Below are 17,394 nucleotides of genomic sequence, written 5' to 3'. Positions count from 1 at the left end.
ACCCGCCCTGCCCTACTCAATAATGATCTTGTGAATCTCCGAAGCATTACCGGACTTGATGCGCAACAGATAAAGGCCAGGCTTCAAACCTGCAACGTCGAGATCGAGGGTTTGCCCGGCCCATGCCGCAGAAAGCTCCCTGACAGTAACGGATGCCCCTTCCATGGTAATAAGCTCGGCCCGAGCCTGCGACATACGATTGTTAAATGACAGCGTTAGAGCGTTTCCCCGCTGCACAGGGTTCGGATACACCGTCACCTGGTTTTTCACCAGCTGGCGTTCCTTCACGCCAGTAGTGACACCATCAAAAAACCTGCTGGCAAAGTTAAAAGCATCAATTCCTATTTCATGCCCCATCATTCGCCCACGGATATCGTCCATAGGCGGGTGAATGCCACCCCAAATCCTCGACAGGCTGCATTGGTCGGAAGCATCCTGGTACCTGGCCCACTGTAGCACCACATCGGCACTCGGGCCTTCTTCAAACACCAGAAACTCATTTTTCTCCGCATCAAATTCACCCATACCGCCCGGAAAATATTCGCTGCCCGTTAGCAAAGTCAGCACTTCGGCTGCAGCCCTTGAATAGGTGCTATGCCCCGAAACATAGCCTGCGAAAGGTGGCGTAACGAACGAAGGCCGCTGGTAAGGCCACCAGTAGTCCGCCAGGATCCAGTCAACACCTGCCTCCACTGTGGCTGGGTCGTATACATACTGCGGCCCCTTCCATGCCTTCAATTTTATTTTACCAACATTTTCCCTACTCGGCCCGGCCAGCGGGTCGCCAGCTTTCACTGACTCTATCAGTCCGTCATACAACTTAAACCCTCCAGGGTTATACCTTGGCAACTTGGGGTCGGAGGACTGCCCAACGCCTGAGAGCCATCGAATAGCAGACACAGGTCTGATATAGTCATAGTATCCTTTTACACTCCAGGCGGCAATGGCAACATCATGCATGGTGCCTCCAAGGATAAAATAAGCTTTAATATCCCATTCAAGGTCGTCCAAAACCTCTCCTTGCCCCATGAACTTCTTCACAAGCTGTGGGTGGTCGTTTACATAATTGAGAATGACAAACCAATGCCCGGGCGGCGTTTCAGAGCTGGGGCCATCAGCCCAGAATTCGGCCAGTACCCTCGTATAGTCTCCCCTGGCTACCATTTGAGGTTGGTAAGGCTCTCCGGTGGCCGGGTTCACGTCATAGCCCTTGCCAATGTCTCCCCCGTTGGTAAAATCATAGAAGGCCGGATAGTCTTCCATTTTTGTCGGAAGCTCAGCGTAGTCAATATTACCCAGGGAAGCTGGCGAAATGTCCCACATTACCCCATCGGATGGATCGAGGTGAGATGACCAGGCTGCCACCAGGCTGAATGTCCAGACATAGGCTGCTATGGCCTCCTTGTCATCCTCATCATAATAAACGGGTGGGCCGGGATCGTGATACACCAGGTACTCGTCACCGTCTCTTTTATGCGGGGTAAAATGAAGGGCATTCATTGAAAAGGGAGTGACATTGCCCCACTCGGGGCTCAAAAACGGAATATTGCTCCCTGGAATAGGGTTTCCGCCCTGATCGATAAACGCCCCAAGCTCAAGAGATTGCCAGCGATTGGGGTCTTTCAAATTGGGATTTCCCGGCATTAACGGATTGAGCGGCTTATCGTTGAGTGGAGCATAATACTGGTTGGCGTACAAATTCATCTCGTTCGAGCCATCCTGCAAGCCAAACTGAATCACTTTTTCGGCTATATAGTTACCAAGTGCCGCCGGGGAGCCGGTTGAGTAGTCGGTGGATGTAAACGAAAGTGAATAGCCCCTTGCCTGCATCTGTTTGTAAGCGGCCAGGAAGATATTCTGGGCTCCGGGAGAGAGGGCAAAACGATGGCTAATCAATCTGTAGGCTGCATAACTAATGGCCTCCTCCTGAGCGGCCCTTAAGTCTTCCGGCGCCTGTATGCCATCGTAAGGGAAATAAAAGTCTCCGTGATACCGCCCCAGAAAGTACAGCTCCGCCTTCTCGTCATAAGCCGCCCAGGCATCGTACATGGCGGCAGAGATATGAAAAAGGTTGCGGGCGTGCACAGTGGGCCGGGCAAAGTCGTTCCTGACAGCTTCCAGCAGCACTTCATTCCACTTCCGGGCAATAGAGTGATCAGTTTGCCTGGCGAATGCGTTCGCCCCTGTTATCCAAATAGCTAGTAAAAAGAGAATACGTCTCATCTCATGCAATGACACTTTTGTGCCAAAATAGGTTGACTACTTACTCAAAAAATGTTTCAATAACTTACCATGCAAACAATTCTTATCGGTTCAATACTTACTCACCGCATCAATCAGCGTATTGCCATTGTTGTTGTACACAGCAAAGTTGAAGCCTTTATGGATGGCATACGAGCCATAGTTCCCAAATTTGTCCAGCGCCAGAAAACCCACCTGCAAATCGGCGACGGATGGATGCTTGGCGGCGATGCGTTCTACAATGGCCTTGCACGCCTCTCCCGGACTCATGCCATTGCGCATCAACTCCACCACCATGGCGCTGCCGGCTACCCTGATCACTGCTTCACCCAAACCGGTGGCACAAGCGCCACCTACTTCGCCGTCAAGGAAAAGTCCGGCTCCAATGATCGGAGAATCACCAATACGGCCATGCATTTTCCACGCTGCCCCGCTGGTGGTGCAAGCCCCGGCAAGTCTACCCTGGCTGTCCAATGCCAGCATGCTGATGGTATCGTGGTTTTCTATATTAATGACCGGCTTGTACTCCGCCGTTTCCAGCCATTTCTCGTAAGCCTCCTTCGATTTTTCAGTTAAGAGGTTTTTCTTTTCAAATCCCTGCTCCACTGCAAAGCGCTGGGCCCCCTCTCCCACCAGCATGATATGGGGAGTCTCCTCCATCACCTTGCGGGCCACCGAAATCGGGTTTTCAATCTCTTCCAGAAATGCTACCGAACCACAGCGACTGTCGTAGTCCATGATGCAGGCATCGAGCGACACTACACCATCTCTGTCGGGGAAGCCACCGAGGCCAACAGTCTGCACCTCCGGATCCGATTCTACGACCCTCACCCCTGCCTCTACCGCATCGAGGCTGCTTTTGCCCTGACTCAGCAGCTCCCAGGCCTTCTCATTGGCGGGCATGCCATGGGCCCAGGTAGCGATCACGATGGGCTTTGTGCCTGTGGTGGATGGGTCGGGGCCGGTCGCCTGCTTCTGCTCACTTTCACTGGCACACGCCGCTAGTGACGACACACCTAGTACACCTGCACCTAGGGCTGACTTGCGGATAAAATCTCTTCTGTTAGAGGACATAGACTTCGGTTTGTAATGACGTTTCGAAACTAGTAAAAAAAGGGGATTTGGGGGAATGGGGAGATTGGTAAGAGATACCGCTGCCCTCCGCAAATAGCCACCTGTATGAAAAAACACACAAAGTGGCGGGAATTGCAATCCCCACTGCCATTTCCTTGCAGGTGAAGCCCCATGATGTCTTTGTGTTGTGAGGCTTTTAGTCCGCCCATGTTCCGATGTTGACGTTCGAATGTTCACTAACCTTTGGTGTCAGCATCTCAATGAAGTGAATCAATGTCGCTTCGTCATAAAATTTGACCGTAAGTTTTTCGTTGAGCCACAAAAATCGAACGCTTCGCTTTAATCCTACCCTAAGATTAAACACCTCCACTGTAGTTAGTTCACTAAGCTTAACGTTGCAGTTAAACAATCCTGAAATACGTATTTCGTTAAGTTTCTCGTCAAGATTTAAGGTTCCTGTTCGCCAGTTAAATGTTTCCAAGATGACCCCACCAAAAAAAACCGCCAATCCGAACATCCAAAAATTTGCAAGTACTCTAGGTATCACATCCGCAAAAGCTACGATCCAAAGATCAAGCGGAATTGTCCCTAATACAGGGCTTATCACAAGGTCGCCTAATAGAAACAGTCCAATACCTGTCATGGCAATTGTCCGGCCTATCTTCTTTATAGAGGTTGGATGGTTTTTGAGTCTGTATCGGATTTTAACTTCGTTCATGCAATGCCTCGTAACATTGAGGCAAGAAACGTACATCTGTCTTCAGTAACACAGGCTGCATTTCCTTGCCATTTAAAGATAGTGAAATGCAGGTAAGATGTATGTTTTTTGCCGTGTGTTATGTTCAGGTGCCCGTATTGCTATGCGTTCCTGCAAATCTGTCAACACATCTGCACCGTGGTTGCTTCTTTCTGGCCGATAATCTCCCAATCAGGCAGAAAGCACTAAGAGATATGCCCGATCAGCGTCTGTTGTACACCGTATCTCGCACTATTTTGCTGTTCCTTAAATCGTAAGCAAAATCATATGATTCGTCCCAATCTTCATAGAATTGTGAGTAAATGCATGTTATCAAAGAGTCACCTTCCAATTTGAAGTTGACATTGTCTTGAGTTGTCTCTAGTTCAAAAAGCTTGTCAAACTGATTGTTCACATACTTGATTAAGATATGATTAGTTCCATCACTACATTCAGGTTTCTCGGCAAGGATATATATAGACGAATCAAACCTATTTGCAAGTTTGAATTCAGAAATTCGTAGGACGTCATCATGTCCACATCCGTCACCAAGTTCAAGAGCTGGTCCCATGAAATTAAGTGAATCTAAGTCTAAAAGTTCACCTGAGATTCCAGGTATTGAGTTGCCTTGAACGGTGTTGATAAAATGGCCGTCAAAGTAGAATGACATGTCATATTTCAGCGTGTTCTCAAGTGAATACTTAGAATACGAAATGTAGATCGTTGAGTCAATTTCAATGGCAAACCCAATTTTGATTTTCTCTTGGAGTTCATCATGAAAAATGGTGTCTGTTATTATTCCTCCGTTCGCAACATAACTGACATTTTCAAGGGAACCATCAATATCGTCAATTGTCTTAACATCGGAAGATTTGGCTTGTTCTTGAGTTTTTTGAGAGTTCACCTGACTACATGCCAGTTGAGTAAATAGTATAAGAGTTAGCAGGAAATATCTCATGGCAAGTATGGTGTACAACGGTTTGCGTATATGACTTGTGGCGGTTTTCGAAGCTCTTTCTTGTCGGCTTGCAGCAAACTTACTTAAAAACACAAAGCTTGATTTTATCACTTTCCCCGCCATAAGTTATATACGCTGTTATGGGCTGGCGTTCTTTTCATTCTGTTAAGTTTTTAAGATTCTCGACTAATTCGTTTTTAAATTTTTTGTCTGTCTGCTTACCTAAAAAATAGGCTCTGTCAAACTCTTGTTTCTGTTGATGTTGACCTGCTGAAATAAAATTTAGTTTTCTAACAGTCATTGATTTTACAAGTCTGCTTTCGTCATTTAAATAGTCAAACAGCATTTCAATACTTTCGGCATTTTTTAAGTCTGTTACTTGGTCGAAATGTGCTTCTCTCATAGTGTCGGACGGATGTTCTTTAAGTTGTCGTAAAAGGTCTGTATAGATTTCATCACGGTTTAGTCGCCAAATTGCTTGTCCAATTGTAAACCGCCAACTTAGGTCTGAATTGCCGTTTAATTGTTCATACAATATTGGTAACGCTTCAACGTCATTTAAAATACCTGCTGCTTTGAACAGGTGAGCTTGTCTTAATTTTAAATTTTGTCGGATTAGTCTTTTCGCAATTTCTTTTTCTTCGGTTGTCATTGCGTTATAGAAGTAAGTATCTACATCACCCCGTGAAAGTCCAAATGCGTCAACGAAATGATTCTGATAGAAGTCTTTAAATGCTTTCGAAAGGGAATTTGAATTTGGGTCAATGTCAATAAAGTATTCGGTTGATGTCGGACTTGTCTGCTCAACTTTTTCTTTTTTGTTACCAAATATGTTTGTCAAAAATTTCATTTCATTAATGTCCGCTCTTTGTCGAGTAGTGTCGTCTTTTACGCTTGCCCATAACGCCTCAGTAAAGTGAGTGTGGGAGTTTTATGCAGCTCCGCTTCCACTGGCAGTTAGCCACGCAGATGATGAAATTAACTCTTGTGGCGGAGATTCCAAGCCAGCCGCTGACTGTTCACAACTGAGCTCCCCATTCGCTCTAGTCTTGTGTTATCAGCTTCTTAGTCCCCCTGCTGATACCACCGAAATTCTTTGCCGTTCCAGTATATGAGGCCGCTGGCAGATTCCGTCTTAACTGCCATAATTGCGTCTGTCGTTAGTTTAAGTTCTTCCGTCTCACCTGCTCCAATCTCCACCGTTCTGTTGCTGTAGACGTACCAGGCGTCCATCCACCCAAAATCATCCATCTTCCGGTTAGGCAGTGAATTTCCAGCGCCGATAAGAACAAAATCAGTCTGTGAGGTGAAAATTGCAATACCACGTTTTTTTGTTTGCTTGTCGGTCACAGCTATCGCATAGTCCATTTTTTCATCACCGTTAAAGTCCCCTCGCAGGTAGAAAGGATTAAGCGCCACGTTCAGGTCATACTCCTTAAGGAAGCCCGATTGGCTAAGTTTGCCCGACAAGTCTGATGGCAGGCTCGACGATAACACAAATTGGCTGTATTGGTCGCCCTGTGCTAGCAGAAAAGAAGGCAATAGGAACAAAAGTAGTAATATTTTCATCATGCAGATTCTTACTGATAACGCCTGCTATCAGCTTTCTATTTCAGGAAGATTTCAGTTAGACCGTTAACAGCATTCCTTCCGTAAATCTCGGGGTTCGCTGATTGATAGGAGACGATGAATTGAATATCCTTTGGTCGCAGTTCATTCACCAGCTCTCTTGCCTTGAATGGTTCTACTGGGATGCCATCAACTACAAGCTGTTGACATTTTTCACAATTGTAGTCTGTGATGATTAGTTCAGGTAGATTCTCATTCAAGTTAGTTCGGAAAAGGTGGAGTTGCATCGCTTTATATTTTGTTGATTGGTTCTTGGCCGTTCCAACTAATAATACATAATCACAAATACGACAATAGATTTCGGAGTTAGATAAATCCGCAATTGTTGCAAGTCTAATGTCCGCCCTGTTAAAAGGTTCGAGTTCCTTCTCAAACTCTTCAGCAGATGTGTATGGAATTCCATCAAGCACATAAAGTTCGCAAAGCTTTACGGTATCGGTCTTGAAGTTCGTCTTAGCCTCCGCAAGAGCTATGATGTATTCCAGGTTCATTTCCTGAGCTTGAGATAAGTTCAGAGTTAGAGTTAATCCGATGAGACAAAGAATCTTCGACATGGAAATATTGCTGATATCGCCTGGCTAAAGTGAGTGTGGGAGTTTTATGCAGCTCCCTATCGGTCACCACCTAGCCACGCCGACAATAAAATTAACTCTTGTGGCGGACTTTCCAAGCCAGCCTCCCTCTGACTACAGCCGTAGCTCACATTCACTTTTAGCCCTGTGTTATCTTTCTTTCAGACCTCTAGCAGTTCTTCGTCTCGCCAGATGTCCAGGTAGCCTTTACTGTCAGTCAGAAACCTGAATCCAGGCGGAAGTCCCAAAAATCGGATCAGTTCCGGCTTATGCTGAAGAAGGTGTTCTGCACAAATTGGCGTGAAGAAGTCATCCCTGTCTGAGTAATCACCTGTCCAGACGAACCACCCAGTTGTTCCCTCTTATGTCGGCGTCCCGCCGCCACAATTAATCGCCAATAGAAACCATCGGATCATTCAAGCTCCTTAATCGATCTAGTTTCTCCCAATCCCCTTTGTTTGTAACGAAGTTGTATGAAATAGACGCTTGTGGCGCATCTCCGCTGAGTTCAGGATTTAGCAGAAAAACGGTTTTGGGCCATTGCCATCACCCCGGAGATTCCCACGTCGCATGCTTCCGCTTCGCTACATCATACTCCTCGGAATGACGGCGATCTATGGTGGGCTTCGCAGTGTGGCACCCATACCCACGTCATCCCGATGGCGAGGAACGAGCGAGGGATCCCCAATATAATGGCAGATATGCTGCAAAAAGCAGTGCTAGGTCTTGGAGATCTCTCACCCTTCGGGATTCGAGATGACGGCTGCTATGGGAGCTTTGGCGGTTCAGGTACTCCTCCCCCCATCCCGCAAGGGTCTCCCTTGTGGGTAGTTCCTTTCGGCGTCTCGCCGTTAATACCATCGCTTTTCTATAGAGGCCCTCGCCTGGCGTCACCCAGGCGACATGGCACTTCGTTCCTGGAAAACGGCCGTCTTGGAATGCTTTTTTGAATGCGAAGAAAAAAACTTTCCCTCCTCTGTCCCCTTTCCCAAACCCGGCCTCGTCATAGGGCAAATCATGTTTCACCAAAACAACTAACAAGATGAAAAATGCAATCAACTGGTTTGAAGTGCCAGCCAAAGACTTCGACAGGGCCAAATCGTTCTACGAAAAAGTGCTGGATGCAAAAATGGAAACCATGTCGATGGAAGCAATGGGCATGACCATGGCGTTCTTCCCGGCCGACTGGGAAAACGGTGTAGGTGGTGGCATTGCCTTCGGCCCGGGCTGCGAACCTTCCGACAAAGGAGCCCTGGTGTACCTCAACGGTGGCGATGACCTGACAACCCCGCTATCGAGGGTAGAGAAAGCCGGCGGCAAAATCATCGTCCCCAAGACCTCCCTGGGGCCCAACGGGTTTATGGCGCAGTTCATCGACACGGAAGGAAACAGGGTGGCCTTTCATTCGAGGAACTGATAGCATGAGGCGTTTCAGCAAAACACCAAAAGTTCAGGGGCAGGATGCTATCCTCATTCAGGCACCCGCTTCCATGGTGTGGCCGTTGATCCGGGATTCCAAAGCCATGGAATCCTGGGGCCCACCGGTGGAAAAGGTAGAGGTACGACTGCTGCCCGGGCAAACCCTTGAAGGCGTCGGTGCTGAGCGCACAGTCCATGCCAAATTCAGTGAAAAGCGAAAAGGCTGGTACGAAGAGGTAAGAACGGAGCAGGTGGAGCATACGAGCATCAGCTTTCTGATTACCAAAGACAGCTTTGGCATAAGCAAGATGCTGTACGATGTTGGCGCTAAAATGGAGCTGCACCCCGTCAGCCAGGAGCAAACTGAGTTTGTCTTTACATTTTATCACCGGCCAAAAAACGTGCTGGGTTGGTTGATGAATCCCATGATCAAGGCTGACCAAAAAAAGAACAGACTCAAAGCCCTTGATTCAATTAAAAGCTATATTGAGACTGGGCAGGCGATCAAAAACTAACCATGGCTTACAGCGACCATCAGGCTAATCGTATCCGGCAAAGGCTTTCAAAGGCCAATTTAACCGAAGAAAAAAAGATGATGGGAGGACTCATTTTTATGGTTAACCACAAAATGTGCGTGGGCATAGATATTGATAGATCCACAGGCCTTGACCGTTTGATGGTGAGAGTAGGTAAAGCCTCACATGAGCAGCTCATTTTCAAACATGGCAGCCGGGAAATGGACTTTACGGGCAACGTGATGCGTGGCTTTCTGTTTGTCTGGCCAGAAGGGTTTGACAAAGAAGTTGATCTTGACTTTTGGATAGCGAAAGCGTTAGCATTTAATACATTAGAAACCATTTAACATTTACACGATGAAAGAATTCATGATGATATTTATAGGTGCCAGCTACGACGAGTTGGGCCTTTCACCGGAAGAAATACAAACCCAAATGGGCAGGTGGTTTGCCTGGGGCGACAAAATGAAGGACCAGGGCATATTGAGAGGTGGTGCAGCACTTTATGCTAAGGGAAAACGCATATCCGGGCCTGACAGGATAGAGTCCGACGGGCCATTCGTAGAAAGCAAAGAGCTCATAGGCGGCTACTATACCGCTGCTGCCGACAGTTTTGAAGAGGCTGCCAAAATAGCCCAGGATTATCCTGACTATCACCTTGGCGGAACAGTAGAAATCCGTGAGGTAGTGAAGTTTGACAGGTAAGCAGCCCCATAGCATGGTCGACCATCTTTTCCGGCATCAGTACGGAAAGCTGGTCGCCATTTTGTCAAAAATCTTCGGCCTTGCTCACCTGGAGTTGATTGAAGACGCCATTCAGGATACCTTTTTGCAAGCCTCGCTCAAGTGGCGGCAGGCTCAGCCCGACAACCCCCAAGCCTGGCTTACTCAAGCGGCGAAGAACAGGGCCATCGACCTGATGCGGCAAATCAATGCCCAAAAACAGCGACACGAGAAAACTGTGCATGGTGCGGCCACCCTCGAAATCAACGAATACTTTCTCGACCACGAAGTGCAGGACAGTCAGCTGAGGATGCTCTTTTTGGCTTGCCACCCCGCCTTCTCCAGAGAAGAGCAAATCGCCTTTGCACTCAAAGCTATTTCGGGCTTTTCGATGAAGGAAATAGCCGTAGCCCTTCTACAAAAAGAAGAAACCATCAAGAAAAGACTCGTCCGGGCTCGAAAGAAGATCCAGGAGCTAGACATTACCCTCGACTACCCCGCAGCCAACGAGATAAACGACCGGCTATCGGCGGTACAGCAGATCATCTACCTCATTTTCAACGAAGGCTTCCATTCCACCAAACTCAACCAGCTCATCGACAAAGACCTTTGCGGCGAGGCTCTGCGCCTGTGCCAACTGCTCCTCGTGAAGGAGCAATTCCGTTCAGGCAACCTGTATGCCCTCTTTGGGCTGCTGTGCTTTCATGCATCCCGCCTCGACTCCAAGATTGTTGATGGTAAAATCGTAGACCTCAAGCACCAGGATCGTTCAACCTGGCATTTCCCCCTCATTGTGCTGGGGAATGATGCTCTCAACAAAGCCATGCGATACTCAGACCAGTCTATTTATCACCTGGAGGCGGCCATCGCAGCGGAGCATATCAAGGCCATCAAGTTTGAGAATACCAACTGGCAGCAGATCATCGACTACTACAACGAGATGTTTGAGTTGATGCCTTCCGACAGCATCCGGCTTTCCCGGGCCATTACTTACCTGCAAATGGAGCGGTTGGCCGACGCCAAAAAGGAACTGGACACCATTGACGCTGCTGCCATGAGTCAGCGCACCTACCTCCTCCACGGCACCTACGCCGAGTACTACGTCAAAAACGCCGAGCCTGCCAGGGCACTCATCGCCATCGACAAGGCCATTAGCACCTGCACCAATAGTTTGGAGAGAGGGTATTTGGAAGACAAAAAAAGAATGATGAAGACTGACAATCGTTTAGCCTGACAGCCTAGTCAAATCCCCACATACCAGGCCCACCCCGTGTCGCCCGGGTCAACAAACTCGTCAGTCACCACAATGCGCTGGAGGTACTTCATGCTTTTGTAACCTATTTGCTTTTCCACCCTGAGACGAACAGGAGCACCATGAGGAACCGATAGGGCCTTTCCATTCATGCCGTATGCCAGGATCGTCTGCGGATGGAAAGCATCCAGCATGTCGATGCTGTCCTCCCATCCGTCATAAGAATAGAAATTGATGAAACGGGCACCGGGCAGTATGCCTGCATGTTCGAGCACACTGCTCAAGGGCGCACCAGTCCATTCACCAATAGCTGTCCACCCTTCTTCACAAGTGTGTCGGGTAATTTGCGTGCGGGCAGCAAACCGCTGAAGATCCTGTAGCGAGTACTGACCAGCCCTTGCCACACTTCCCTCCACCGACAACCGCCAGTTGGCAAACAAGCCGCTCCTGAGGCGCTCGTACGCTTCGCTGTAGTATTCTTTGGAACTGTCGGCTGGGTTAATGGTGCCGGTGGCTGGAAACGATGAGATGTCGGCAAAGCTGTATTCCTTCGCCAGCGACTGCCCAGGCAACAGGGTTCGTTGCGCATTGTAAGTCAGCGCATCTCCCACCCGCAGCAGACTGCCGTAGGTGGGTGGTGAGGTCTTTGAGCAACCCGGTAGCAAAAGGGCTCCCAGGGCAGAGGCGCTTACTGCAAGAGCTTTTCTTCTGGTGATAATGTCTCTCTTCTTCATATTCCTCATATTACTTTCCCAGGGTCATGTAACGTATTTGCTGTGTAAATCCAGTTTTGATGATCATGGCCAGGTGCATGAACAGAAACAGCTCCAGCGTAAGTGAAGTAAAGAAATGAATGGTGCGGGCCGACTGATAGCCTCCGAACACTTTCAGCAGAAAGGGGTAAGCCGCAGTAATGGCTGGCGACATGGTAAGTCCTGTGACCCCTGCCAGGGGTAAAGCGACGAAAATAACAATCATGTAGGCGAGCTTCTGCAGCAGCCCATAGTGAGGCCCGCCAGTAGCCGGAGCGATCTGCATGCGCAGATGATCCTTCACATCCCTCCAAACCGACGCTGGCGTCAGCTCCTTTCTTTTCGGCCAGATGTGGTTTCGGAAGTGCCCGGTAAAAACCCCTATCAGTAGGTAAATCACTCCCGGTACGATCAACAGCCAGGCAGCCAGAAAATGAAGGCTTCGTCCCCATCCATTTTGATTGAACATGAGCTCATCGAAAGTGCGGGCGGCACTCACGGGTGAGTCTTTGGCCTCAAAGAAGGGTTTGCTTTCTTCCCACGTATCCCGCTGATGGTTGCGGCTAATGGGTAGCTCCAGCAGTGCCGGTGTCAATTCATTGCCTACCTCACCCCAATAGAGCCTCGGGTGCACCATGAGTATCTCGAAGCCGGAAAAGGCCAGAAGCAGAAAGCTTAATGTTACGATCCAATGCGAGGCTTTTACCCATCTTCGATGGGACACTGGCGGGGAAGCTGACTCGGTAATGGCATTCATTATTGATGGTTGGAAGGTATGCGCCAACCAAGATACGATTTTATGGGGATTGTTTGCCGGGGCAGTGCCATGTGAACGAGCGAGACCTCCCGTGGCGAGAAATATGTCCCAAAAACTTAGCGAAACGGTCTGTAACTTATCGAATTATTTAGGTAGTTTTCTGCAGCAACTAACGACTGGCAACTGCTATGGAACTAATAAAGCGATATGAAGCCCTCCTCACCGCACTTTTCTTTTTGACTCTTTTTGTTCAGATAGTTTACCATCCGGCTCCAGAGTTGTTGCTTATCCCGATTACAATATATGGAGTTCTCATCTCTAGGTATGTTTACGAGGTTAGAACTCCACTCATATCCATAGCTATCGTCAGTTCAATTTCCTGGTTTAATTATCCTTATCTTAATGCCAGGCTGGTATCATTCGCAGACTTAGCCCTAGCCATCGCAGCAGGAAGCACTGCGCTAACAGCCGTCCTCACTTTTTTAGAAACAAAAAAACTCCAGCGCCTGCTTAGCAAAAGCTCTTTCTGGCTGGTGTTGATTTTGACTTCCTTGATGGTATTAACCTTAGCATACCCCTGGCTCCGAATGAGAACGATTGAAGTTTCCTGGATCAAGTATTTAGTCGTAATGCTCGCAGGCCATGTCTTCATCAATGAAAGAATGAAAGATAGACCAACATTGACCAATCAACTCAAGGTAATTATGATCTTCAACTCTATGCCTATATTGATTGACTTGAAGGAGTTTATAGTACAATGAATTGATTTACACAGTCCCTACATTTCTAAGAAATGACACTGACTAAACTATCTGACATTGACCCAAGTCTCGAACTTTGGAGAGGAACCAAAATTAGGCTTGTGAATGACGGAACAAACTTGCACCCGAACGATGAGCATTTTGATTACTTGCTAGCAACCCTACCCTGGGACAAAGACAATATGATTCTCGTCAACGTAACACAGAATAGCCACAAAGAAGGTGCTGTATATGGGGCAAAGGTTCCGGTAGACAGGTCATTAAATAAAATAATTGTGAATAGAGAAGGTTTGAGAAAAGCATTGGGGCCTGACTTTGACAATTGCTACTTAATTACTAACTCCACATCCGACAAGATTGATGATTAGCCATCGCCTAAATAGTCTCACTTCCTGCATTTGAAACCAGTGCCAGGTAATGGGGATTTCTCTCCGCCGGTTGGCGGATCGAAATGACGTCGTTGTGGGTGATTTTGCGGTACAACGGCCACAACCGCCCTGCCCAAACCAACGTCATGCCTGCCCACCGAAACGAAGTGTAGGTGTGGCCGATGGCGAGGAACGAGGGAGCCGACGTGGAACGACATCCCCCTGATGATGGCAGCAAGCTGTTTCCTGAATTTTTCAATTGTCAGATAATGGGGATAAATAGCACTGATAACAGAGAATATAGGTCGGTATTCTTCGGTTGTGAAGCACCTTACCCCATTCAACCTTTCTATTTAGCATCAATTGGAAAAGTGTATCCAAGTGAATACATTTACGCATGTATTCTGTGGAAAAGACCGATGATTTCGACAAGTGGTTAAAGAAGCTAAAAGACAATCGTGCAAAAGCCAAAATACTTTTCAGAATTCAGCGCATAGAAGAACACGGCAATTTTGGGGACTGTGAACCGTTGGCCAAGGTTTAAGCGAATTGCGAATTCACCACGGAAAAGGGTATCGTGTATATTTAAAGGACGTCGACGGCAGAATTGTCCTGTTAATTAATGGTGGAGACAAATCCTCTCAACAAAAGGACATTATCAAAGCCAGGCAATTATGGGAAGAGTACAAAAAGTTATTTTAGGAATATGAAGAAAATGAAGACAACAAAATTCGATATCGCCGAATATTTAGATGACGACGATATGATCGCAGAGTATCTAAACAACGTACTAGAGGAAGGCGAAACATCGGATATAATTGCCGCCCTTGGACATGTAGCAAAAGCTCAGGGAATGTCAAAAATTGCTGCGGAAACAGGCTTGAGTCGTCCTAGTTTGTACAAGGCACTCTCACATGGATCAAAGCCTCAATTTGAAACCATACTAAAAGTTCTTAGGGCTGTGGGCGGACACCTAAATGTGAAAACTATTCAGCCGCAGTGAAAGCATCACAACAGCTAACTATTCGTATAAACGGAGCGGCATAACACTCCCACACCCCCTTGTCAGGCGCTTTCTCAAAAATCAGGCAAATATGAATCTGAAATCTAACATCCATTTAATCACTTCAGTAGCATTACTGGCTATTTTATCAAGCTTCGCTTCAGGCAAATGGTTTCTTTTTGAAGACAAGGAATTTGGATTCAAAATTGAGTTCCCCGGGGAACCGACTGCCACTCCACAAATGATAGATTCAGATATAGGCCAACTGAAAATGAACATCGTCATGTATGATGCTTCCAAAAAAGGAAATGATGACAATCTGCTTTATATGACGAATGTTACAGAATACCCTGACTCCCTGATAAATTCAGATAGAACGGATATTTTAGATAACTTTTTCAGAGGTGCCATTGACGGAGCTGTAAATAATGTGAAAGGGAAATTGCTAACGGAAGAGATCAAAAACCTGGCTGATTACCCGGGTCGAGAAATTACAGTAGACTATGGCCAAGGAATGGCAATCATCAGAATGAGGCTTTTTCTGATACACAACAGGGCCTACATGTTGCAAACTATTACGGAAACAGGTAAAAGCAACAATGAATCTATGCATCGGTTTATGGACTCGTTCGAGCTGTTAAAATAAAGGTGCTATCTGACAGCCATACAAAGTTACACTTGCTACTCTTGAATCCTGTGCCAGGTCAGGGGGATTTCTCTCCGCCGGTTGGCGGATCGAAATGACGTCGTTGTGGATGCTTTTGTGGCACAGCGGCCACATCCGCCTTCACCACACCAACGTCATATCGAACCGAGGAACGAGGGAGCCGACGTGGAACGGCGTCACTGTGGGAATGGCAGTGAGCAGGAAAAAAGACACTGCAAACATCTGGGGGATTTCTCCGCTGCGCTGCGAAATGACGGCTGCTATGGAGGTCTTTGAGGTTGAGCGGCCTTTCTCACGGGAAACATAAGGACATCCGCCCTCACCACATCAACGTCATGGCGATGGCGAGGAACGAGCGAAGTGACGAGTACTGTGGTTGGTTATTCATCCGCTTTCCAAAACACCCCAATTGGCCCGGTTTTAGTAGTTGATTACTGATAATAGAGGGCCGGATTTCCTTCCCGGTGTCTGACAACTCCTCCCCAGCAGGCTAAGCTCGCCGTACCGACACCTGCCCACCATCCACTACCTTTGCTGCCCAGCACTCACCACCCATGCTGCCTACCACTGACCAGGTATGATGCGCACCACAGCCTCCTGATAAGCCCTTTACTCAGGTCTTTTAAGCCTTTATCTCACTTCTTTTAACGCCTTTACTACCTATGTCATAAGCGCTTATAAGGTAGAGACACAAGCCTTTAACAGCTACCGGTACAAGGGCTTATCATTTTAGCGCAACAGAAAATAAAACGCTGCACAGCCCATTATCCTAAAAAGTGCTTTTATCTTTCCTGCCGAATTAACTGACTCGTCATCGTCCCTGATACATGTTTTACCTGGCTGGCATCATACTGACTTTTTTCCTGGCAGTCTTACTCATTACAAAGAGGGGTAAATCGGAAGCAGACTTGATATTAGCTGCGTGGCTTACTGCCATCGGGGTTCACCTGTGCTCTTTCTATTTAACGTTTTCTAATCAACTTCTATTATTCTCTTTCCTTTTGGGCTTTAACTTTCCGCTGCCGCTGCTCCACGGCCCATTCCTGTTTTTGTACACCAGTGCATTAACAAATCAAAAAATCCCAGCGAAATACAAAGCAGCACACTTCATCCCTTTCTTGCTCCTTTACGGCCTTTTTATCCCTTTCATTTTGCTGCCTGAAGAACAAAAGATTCAAGTATTTAAAAATGAAGGGTTGGACTATGAGGTCGAAATGTTAGTCATGCTCAGCGCCATAATGATTTCCGGAGTGGTATACGTTGGACTTGCCCTATGGAGGCTGAATGAGCATAAAAAAACTATTCAGCATGAATTTTCTTCCGCAGAAAAGATCAACCTGGCCTGGCTGCGGTATTTAATTTACGGCATTGGCCTGATTTGGCTATTTGTTTTGTTTGCCGAAGATGCGATGATCTTTAACGCTGTGGTGGTGTTCGTATTCTTCCTTGGCTATTTCGGAATCAAGCAAGTGGGCATTTTTTCGCAAGGGTATCCGCCACCAGGCCAACTTGCTGCTGATATGGCCTTAACTGAGTCTGGCACTGCCGCCCCAGATAAGCCAGCCGCAGCAAAATACCAGCGATCAGGCCTTAGTGATGAGGCTGCAGCCAGGCTGCATGGGTTGTTGAGTGAGGTGATGCAAAAGGAGAAGCTGTACACCAACGCAGAATTGACTTTGACCGAATTAGCCAAAGCCCTGGACGTTCATCCACACTACCTGTCGCAAGTCATCAATACTTTTGAAGACAAGACTTTTTACGACTATGTGAACACCTTGCGAGTGGAGGAGTTTAAGCGCCTGGTTGCTCTGCCAGAAAGCAAAAAGTTTACACTGCTTGCCCTTGCCCTCGACTGCGGCTTTAACTCCAAAACTTCTTTCAACCGCAATTTCAAAAGTGTTACCGGTCTCGCTCCGTCCGAGTACCTGAAGCAGGGCACTACCTACCTGCATACATAACTCCAGGGT

General features: G+C 47.4%; 21 protein-coding genes and 1 pseudogene. 11 read left to right on the top strand and 11 right to left on the bottom strand.

Going from position 1 to position 17,394, the window contains the following annotated elements; all coding sequences use genetic code 11:
* Positions 1–12: 12 nt before the first annotated feature.
* The 8 genes and pseudogenes from RIF36_RS11665 to RIF36_RS28435 all read right to left on the bottom strand — a co-directional run.
* Positions 13–2,223, bottom strand: coding sequence for a DUF6851 domain-containing protein (locus RIF36_RS11665; protein ID WP_350127583.1), 2,211 nt, complete (start codon positions 2,221–2,223; stop codon positions 13–15).
* Positions 2,224–2,313: 90 nt separating this feature from the next.
* Positions 2,314–3,315, bottom strand: a complete 1,002-nt coding sequence (locus tag RIF36_RS11660; protein ID WP_350127585.1) for an isoaspartyl peptidase/L-asparaginase family protein — start codon at positions 3,313–3,315, stop codon at positions 2,314–2,316.
* A gap of 196 nt (positions 3,316–3,511) precedes the next feature.
* Complete coding sequence (locus tag RIF36_RS11655) at positions 3,512–4,033, bottom strand: hypothetical protein (RefSeq protein ID WP_350127587.1); 522 nt, start codon at positions 4,031–4,033, stop codon at positions 3,512–3,514.
* A 241-nt stretch (positions 4,034–4,274) separates the two neighbouring features.
* Positions 4,275–5,132, bottom strand: coding sequence for a hypothetical protein (locus RIF36_RS11650; RefSeq protein ID WP_350127590.1), 858 nt, complete (start codon positions 5,130–5,132; stop codon positions 4,275–4,277).
* Between the two features lie 34 nt (positions 5,133–5,166).
* Positions 5,167–5,850, bottom strand: a complete 684-nt coding sequence (locus RIF36_RS11645) for a HEAT repeat domain-containing protein (RefSeq protein WP_350127593.1) — start codon at positions 5,848–5,850, stop codon at positions 5,167–5,169.
* Between the two features lie 224 nt (positions 5,851–6,074).
* Positions 6,075–6,581 (bottom strand): hypothetical protein, encoded by a 507-nt coding sequence (locus RIF36_RS11640; RefSeq protein ID WP_350127596.1) that lies wholly within the window; start codon positions 6,579–6,581, stop codon positions 6,075–6,077.
* Positions 6,582–6,616: 35 nt separating this feature from the next.
* Positions 6,617–7,129 (bottom strand): hypothetical protein, encoded by a 513-nt coding sequence (locus RIF36_RS11635; protein ID WP_350127599.1) that lies wholly within the window; start codon positions 7,127–7,129, stop codon positions 6,617–6,619.
* A 242-nt stretch (positions 7,130–7,371) separates the two neighbouring features.
* Positions 7,372–7,557 (bottom strand): annotated as a pseudogene (locus RIF36_RS28435) (immunity protein Imm33 domain-containing protein); the annotation flags it as partial.
* Positions 7,558–8,252: 695 nt separating this feature from the next.
* Between RIF36_RS28435 and RIF36_RS11630 the strand changes: the two are divergent.
* From RIF36_RS11630 to RIF36_RS11610, 5 genes are read left to right on the top strand one after another with little or no spacing between them, the layout of a single operon-like run.
* Entirely contained in the window at positions 8,253–8,627 is a 375-nt protein-coding gene (locus tag RIF36_RS11630; RefSeq protein ID WP_350120555.1) for a VOC family protein, read from the top strand.
* Between the two features lie 4 nt (positions 8,628–8,631).
* Positions 8,632–9,144 (top strand): SRPBCC family protein, encoded by a 513-nt coding sequence (locus RIF36_RS11625; protein ID WP_350127602.1) that lies wholly within the window; start codon positions 8,632–8,634, stop codon positions 9,142–9,144.
* Positions 9,145–9,146: 2 nt separating this feature from the next.
* Positions 9,147–9,491 (top strand): TfoX/Sxy family protein, encoded by a 345-nt coding sequence (locus tag RIF36_RS11620; protein ID WP_350127605.1) that lies wholly within the window; start codon positions 9,147–9,149, stop codon positions 9,489–9,491.
* Between the two features lie 10 nt (positions 9,492–9,501).
* The gene (locus RIF36_RS11615) at positions 9,502–9,849 is read left to right on the top strand and encodes a YciI family protein (RefSeq protein WP_350127607.1); all 348 of its coding nucleotides are present in this window, start codon (positions 9,502–9,504) and stop codon (positions 9,847–9,849) included.
* Between the two features lie 13 nt (positions 9,850–9,862).
* Positions 9,863–11,101, top strand: a complete 1,239-nt coding sequence (locus tag RIF36_RS11610; protein ID WP_350127609.1) for an RNA polymerase sigma factor — start codon at positions 9,863–9,865, stop codon at positions 11,099–11,101.
* Positions 11,102–11,109: 8 nt separating this feature from the next.
* Here RIF36_RS11610 and RIF36_RS11605 read toward each other — a convergent pair whose 3' ends face one another.
* Positions 11,110–11,853: a molybdopterin-dependent oxidoreductase gene (locus RIF36_RS11605; protein ID WP_350127612.1), complete on the bottom strand. Its 744-nt coding sequence runs from the start codon at positions 11,851–11,853 to the stop codon at positions 11,110–11,112.
* 10 nt (positions 11,854–11,863) lie between these two features.
* Positions 11,864–12,628 carry a cytochrome b/b6 domain-containing protein gene (locus RIF36_RS11600; protein ID WP_350127615.1) on the bottom strand — a complete coding sequence of 255 codons (765 nt, stop codon included), beginning with the start codon at positions 12,626–12,628 and terminating at the stop codon, positions 11,864–11,866.
* A gap of 188 nt (positions 12,629–12,816) precedes the next feature.
* Here RIF36_RS11600 and RIF36_RS11595 point away from each other — a divergent pair, with 188 nt between their 5' ends.
* Both RIF36_RS11595 and RIF36_RS11590 read left to right on the top strand, forming a co-directional pair.
* Complete coding sequence (locus tag RIF36_RS11595; protein ID WP_350127618.1) at positions 12,817–13,389, top strand: hypothetical protein; 573 nt, start codon at positions 12,817–12,819, stop codon at positions 13,387–13,389.
* Between the two features lie 32 nt (positions 13,390–13,421).
* Entirely contained in the window at positions 13,422–13,757 is a 336-nt protein-coding gene (locus RIF36_RS11590) for a hypothetical protein (RefSeq protein ID WP_350127621.1), read from the top strand.
* Positions 13,758–13,764: 7 nt separating this feature from the next.
* On the opposite strand, the gene RIF36_RS11585 is transcribed toward RIF36_RS11590, so the two are convergent.
* Complete coding sequence (locus tag RIF36_RS11585) at positions 13,765–14,016, bottom strand: hypothetical protein (RefSeq protein ID WP_350127624.1); 252 nt, start codon at positions 14,014–14,016, stop codon at positions 13,765–13,767.
* Positions 14,017–14,306: 290 nt separating this feature from the next.
* Between RIF36_RS11585 and RIF36_RS11580 the strand changes: the two genes are divergently transcribed.
* The 4 genes from RIF36_RS11580 (at position 14,307) to RIF36_RS11565 (ending at position 17,385) form a co-directional block, all read left to right on the top strand.
* On the top strand, positions 14,307–14,459 hold the full coding sequence (locus RIF36_RS11580; RefSeq protein ID WP_350127627.1) for a hypothetical protein: 153 nt from the start codon (positions 14,307–14,309) through the stop codon (positions 14,457–14,459).
* Between the two features lie 4 nt (positions 14,460–14,463).
* Complete coding sequence (locus RIF36_RS11575; RefSeq protein ID WP_339794777.1) at positions 14,464–14,760, top strand: addiction module antidote protein; 297 nt, start codon at positions 14,464–14,466, stop codon at positions 14,758–14,760.
* A 91-nt stretch (positions 14,761–14,851) separates the two neighbouring features.
* Positions 14,852–15,406: a hypothetical protein gene (locus RIF36_RS11570; protein WP_350127630.1), complete on the top strand. Its 555-nt coding sequence runs from the start codon at positions 14,852–14,854 to the stop codon at positions 15,404–15,406.
* Positions 15,407–16,254: 848 nt separating this feature from the next.
* A complete protein-coding gene (locus tag RIF36_RS11565) occupies positions 16,255–17,385 on the top strand; it encodes an AraC family transcriptional regulator (protein ID WP_350127633.1) in 1,131 nt (376 codons plus the stop codon).
* Positions 17,386–17,394 lie beyond the last annotated feature (9 nt).

It is taken from the genome of Imperialibacter sp. (genome assembly GCF_040222815.1).
Lineage (GTDB): Bacteria > Bacteroidota > Bacteroidia > Cytophagales > Cyclobacteriaceae > Imperialibacter.
This window is presented reverse-complemented; position numbering and strand designations above follow the sequence as displayed.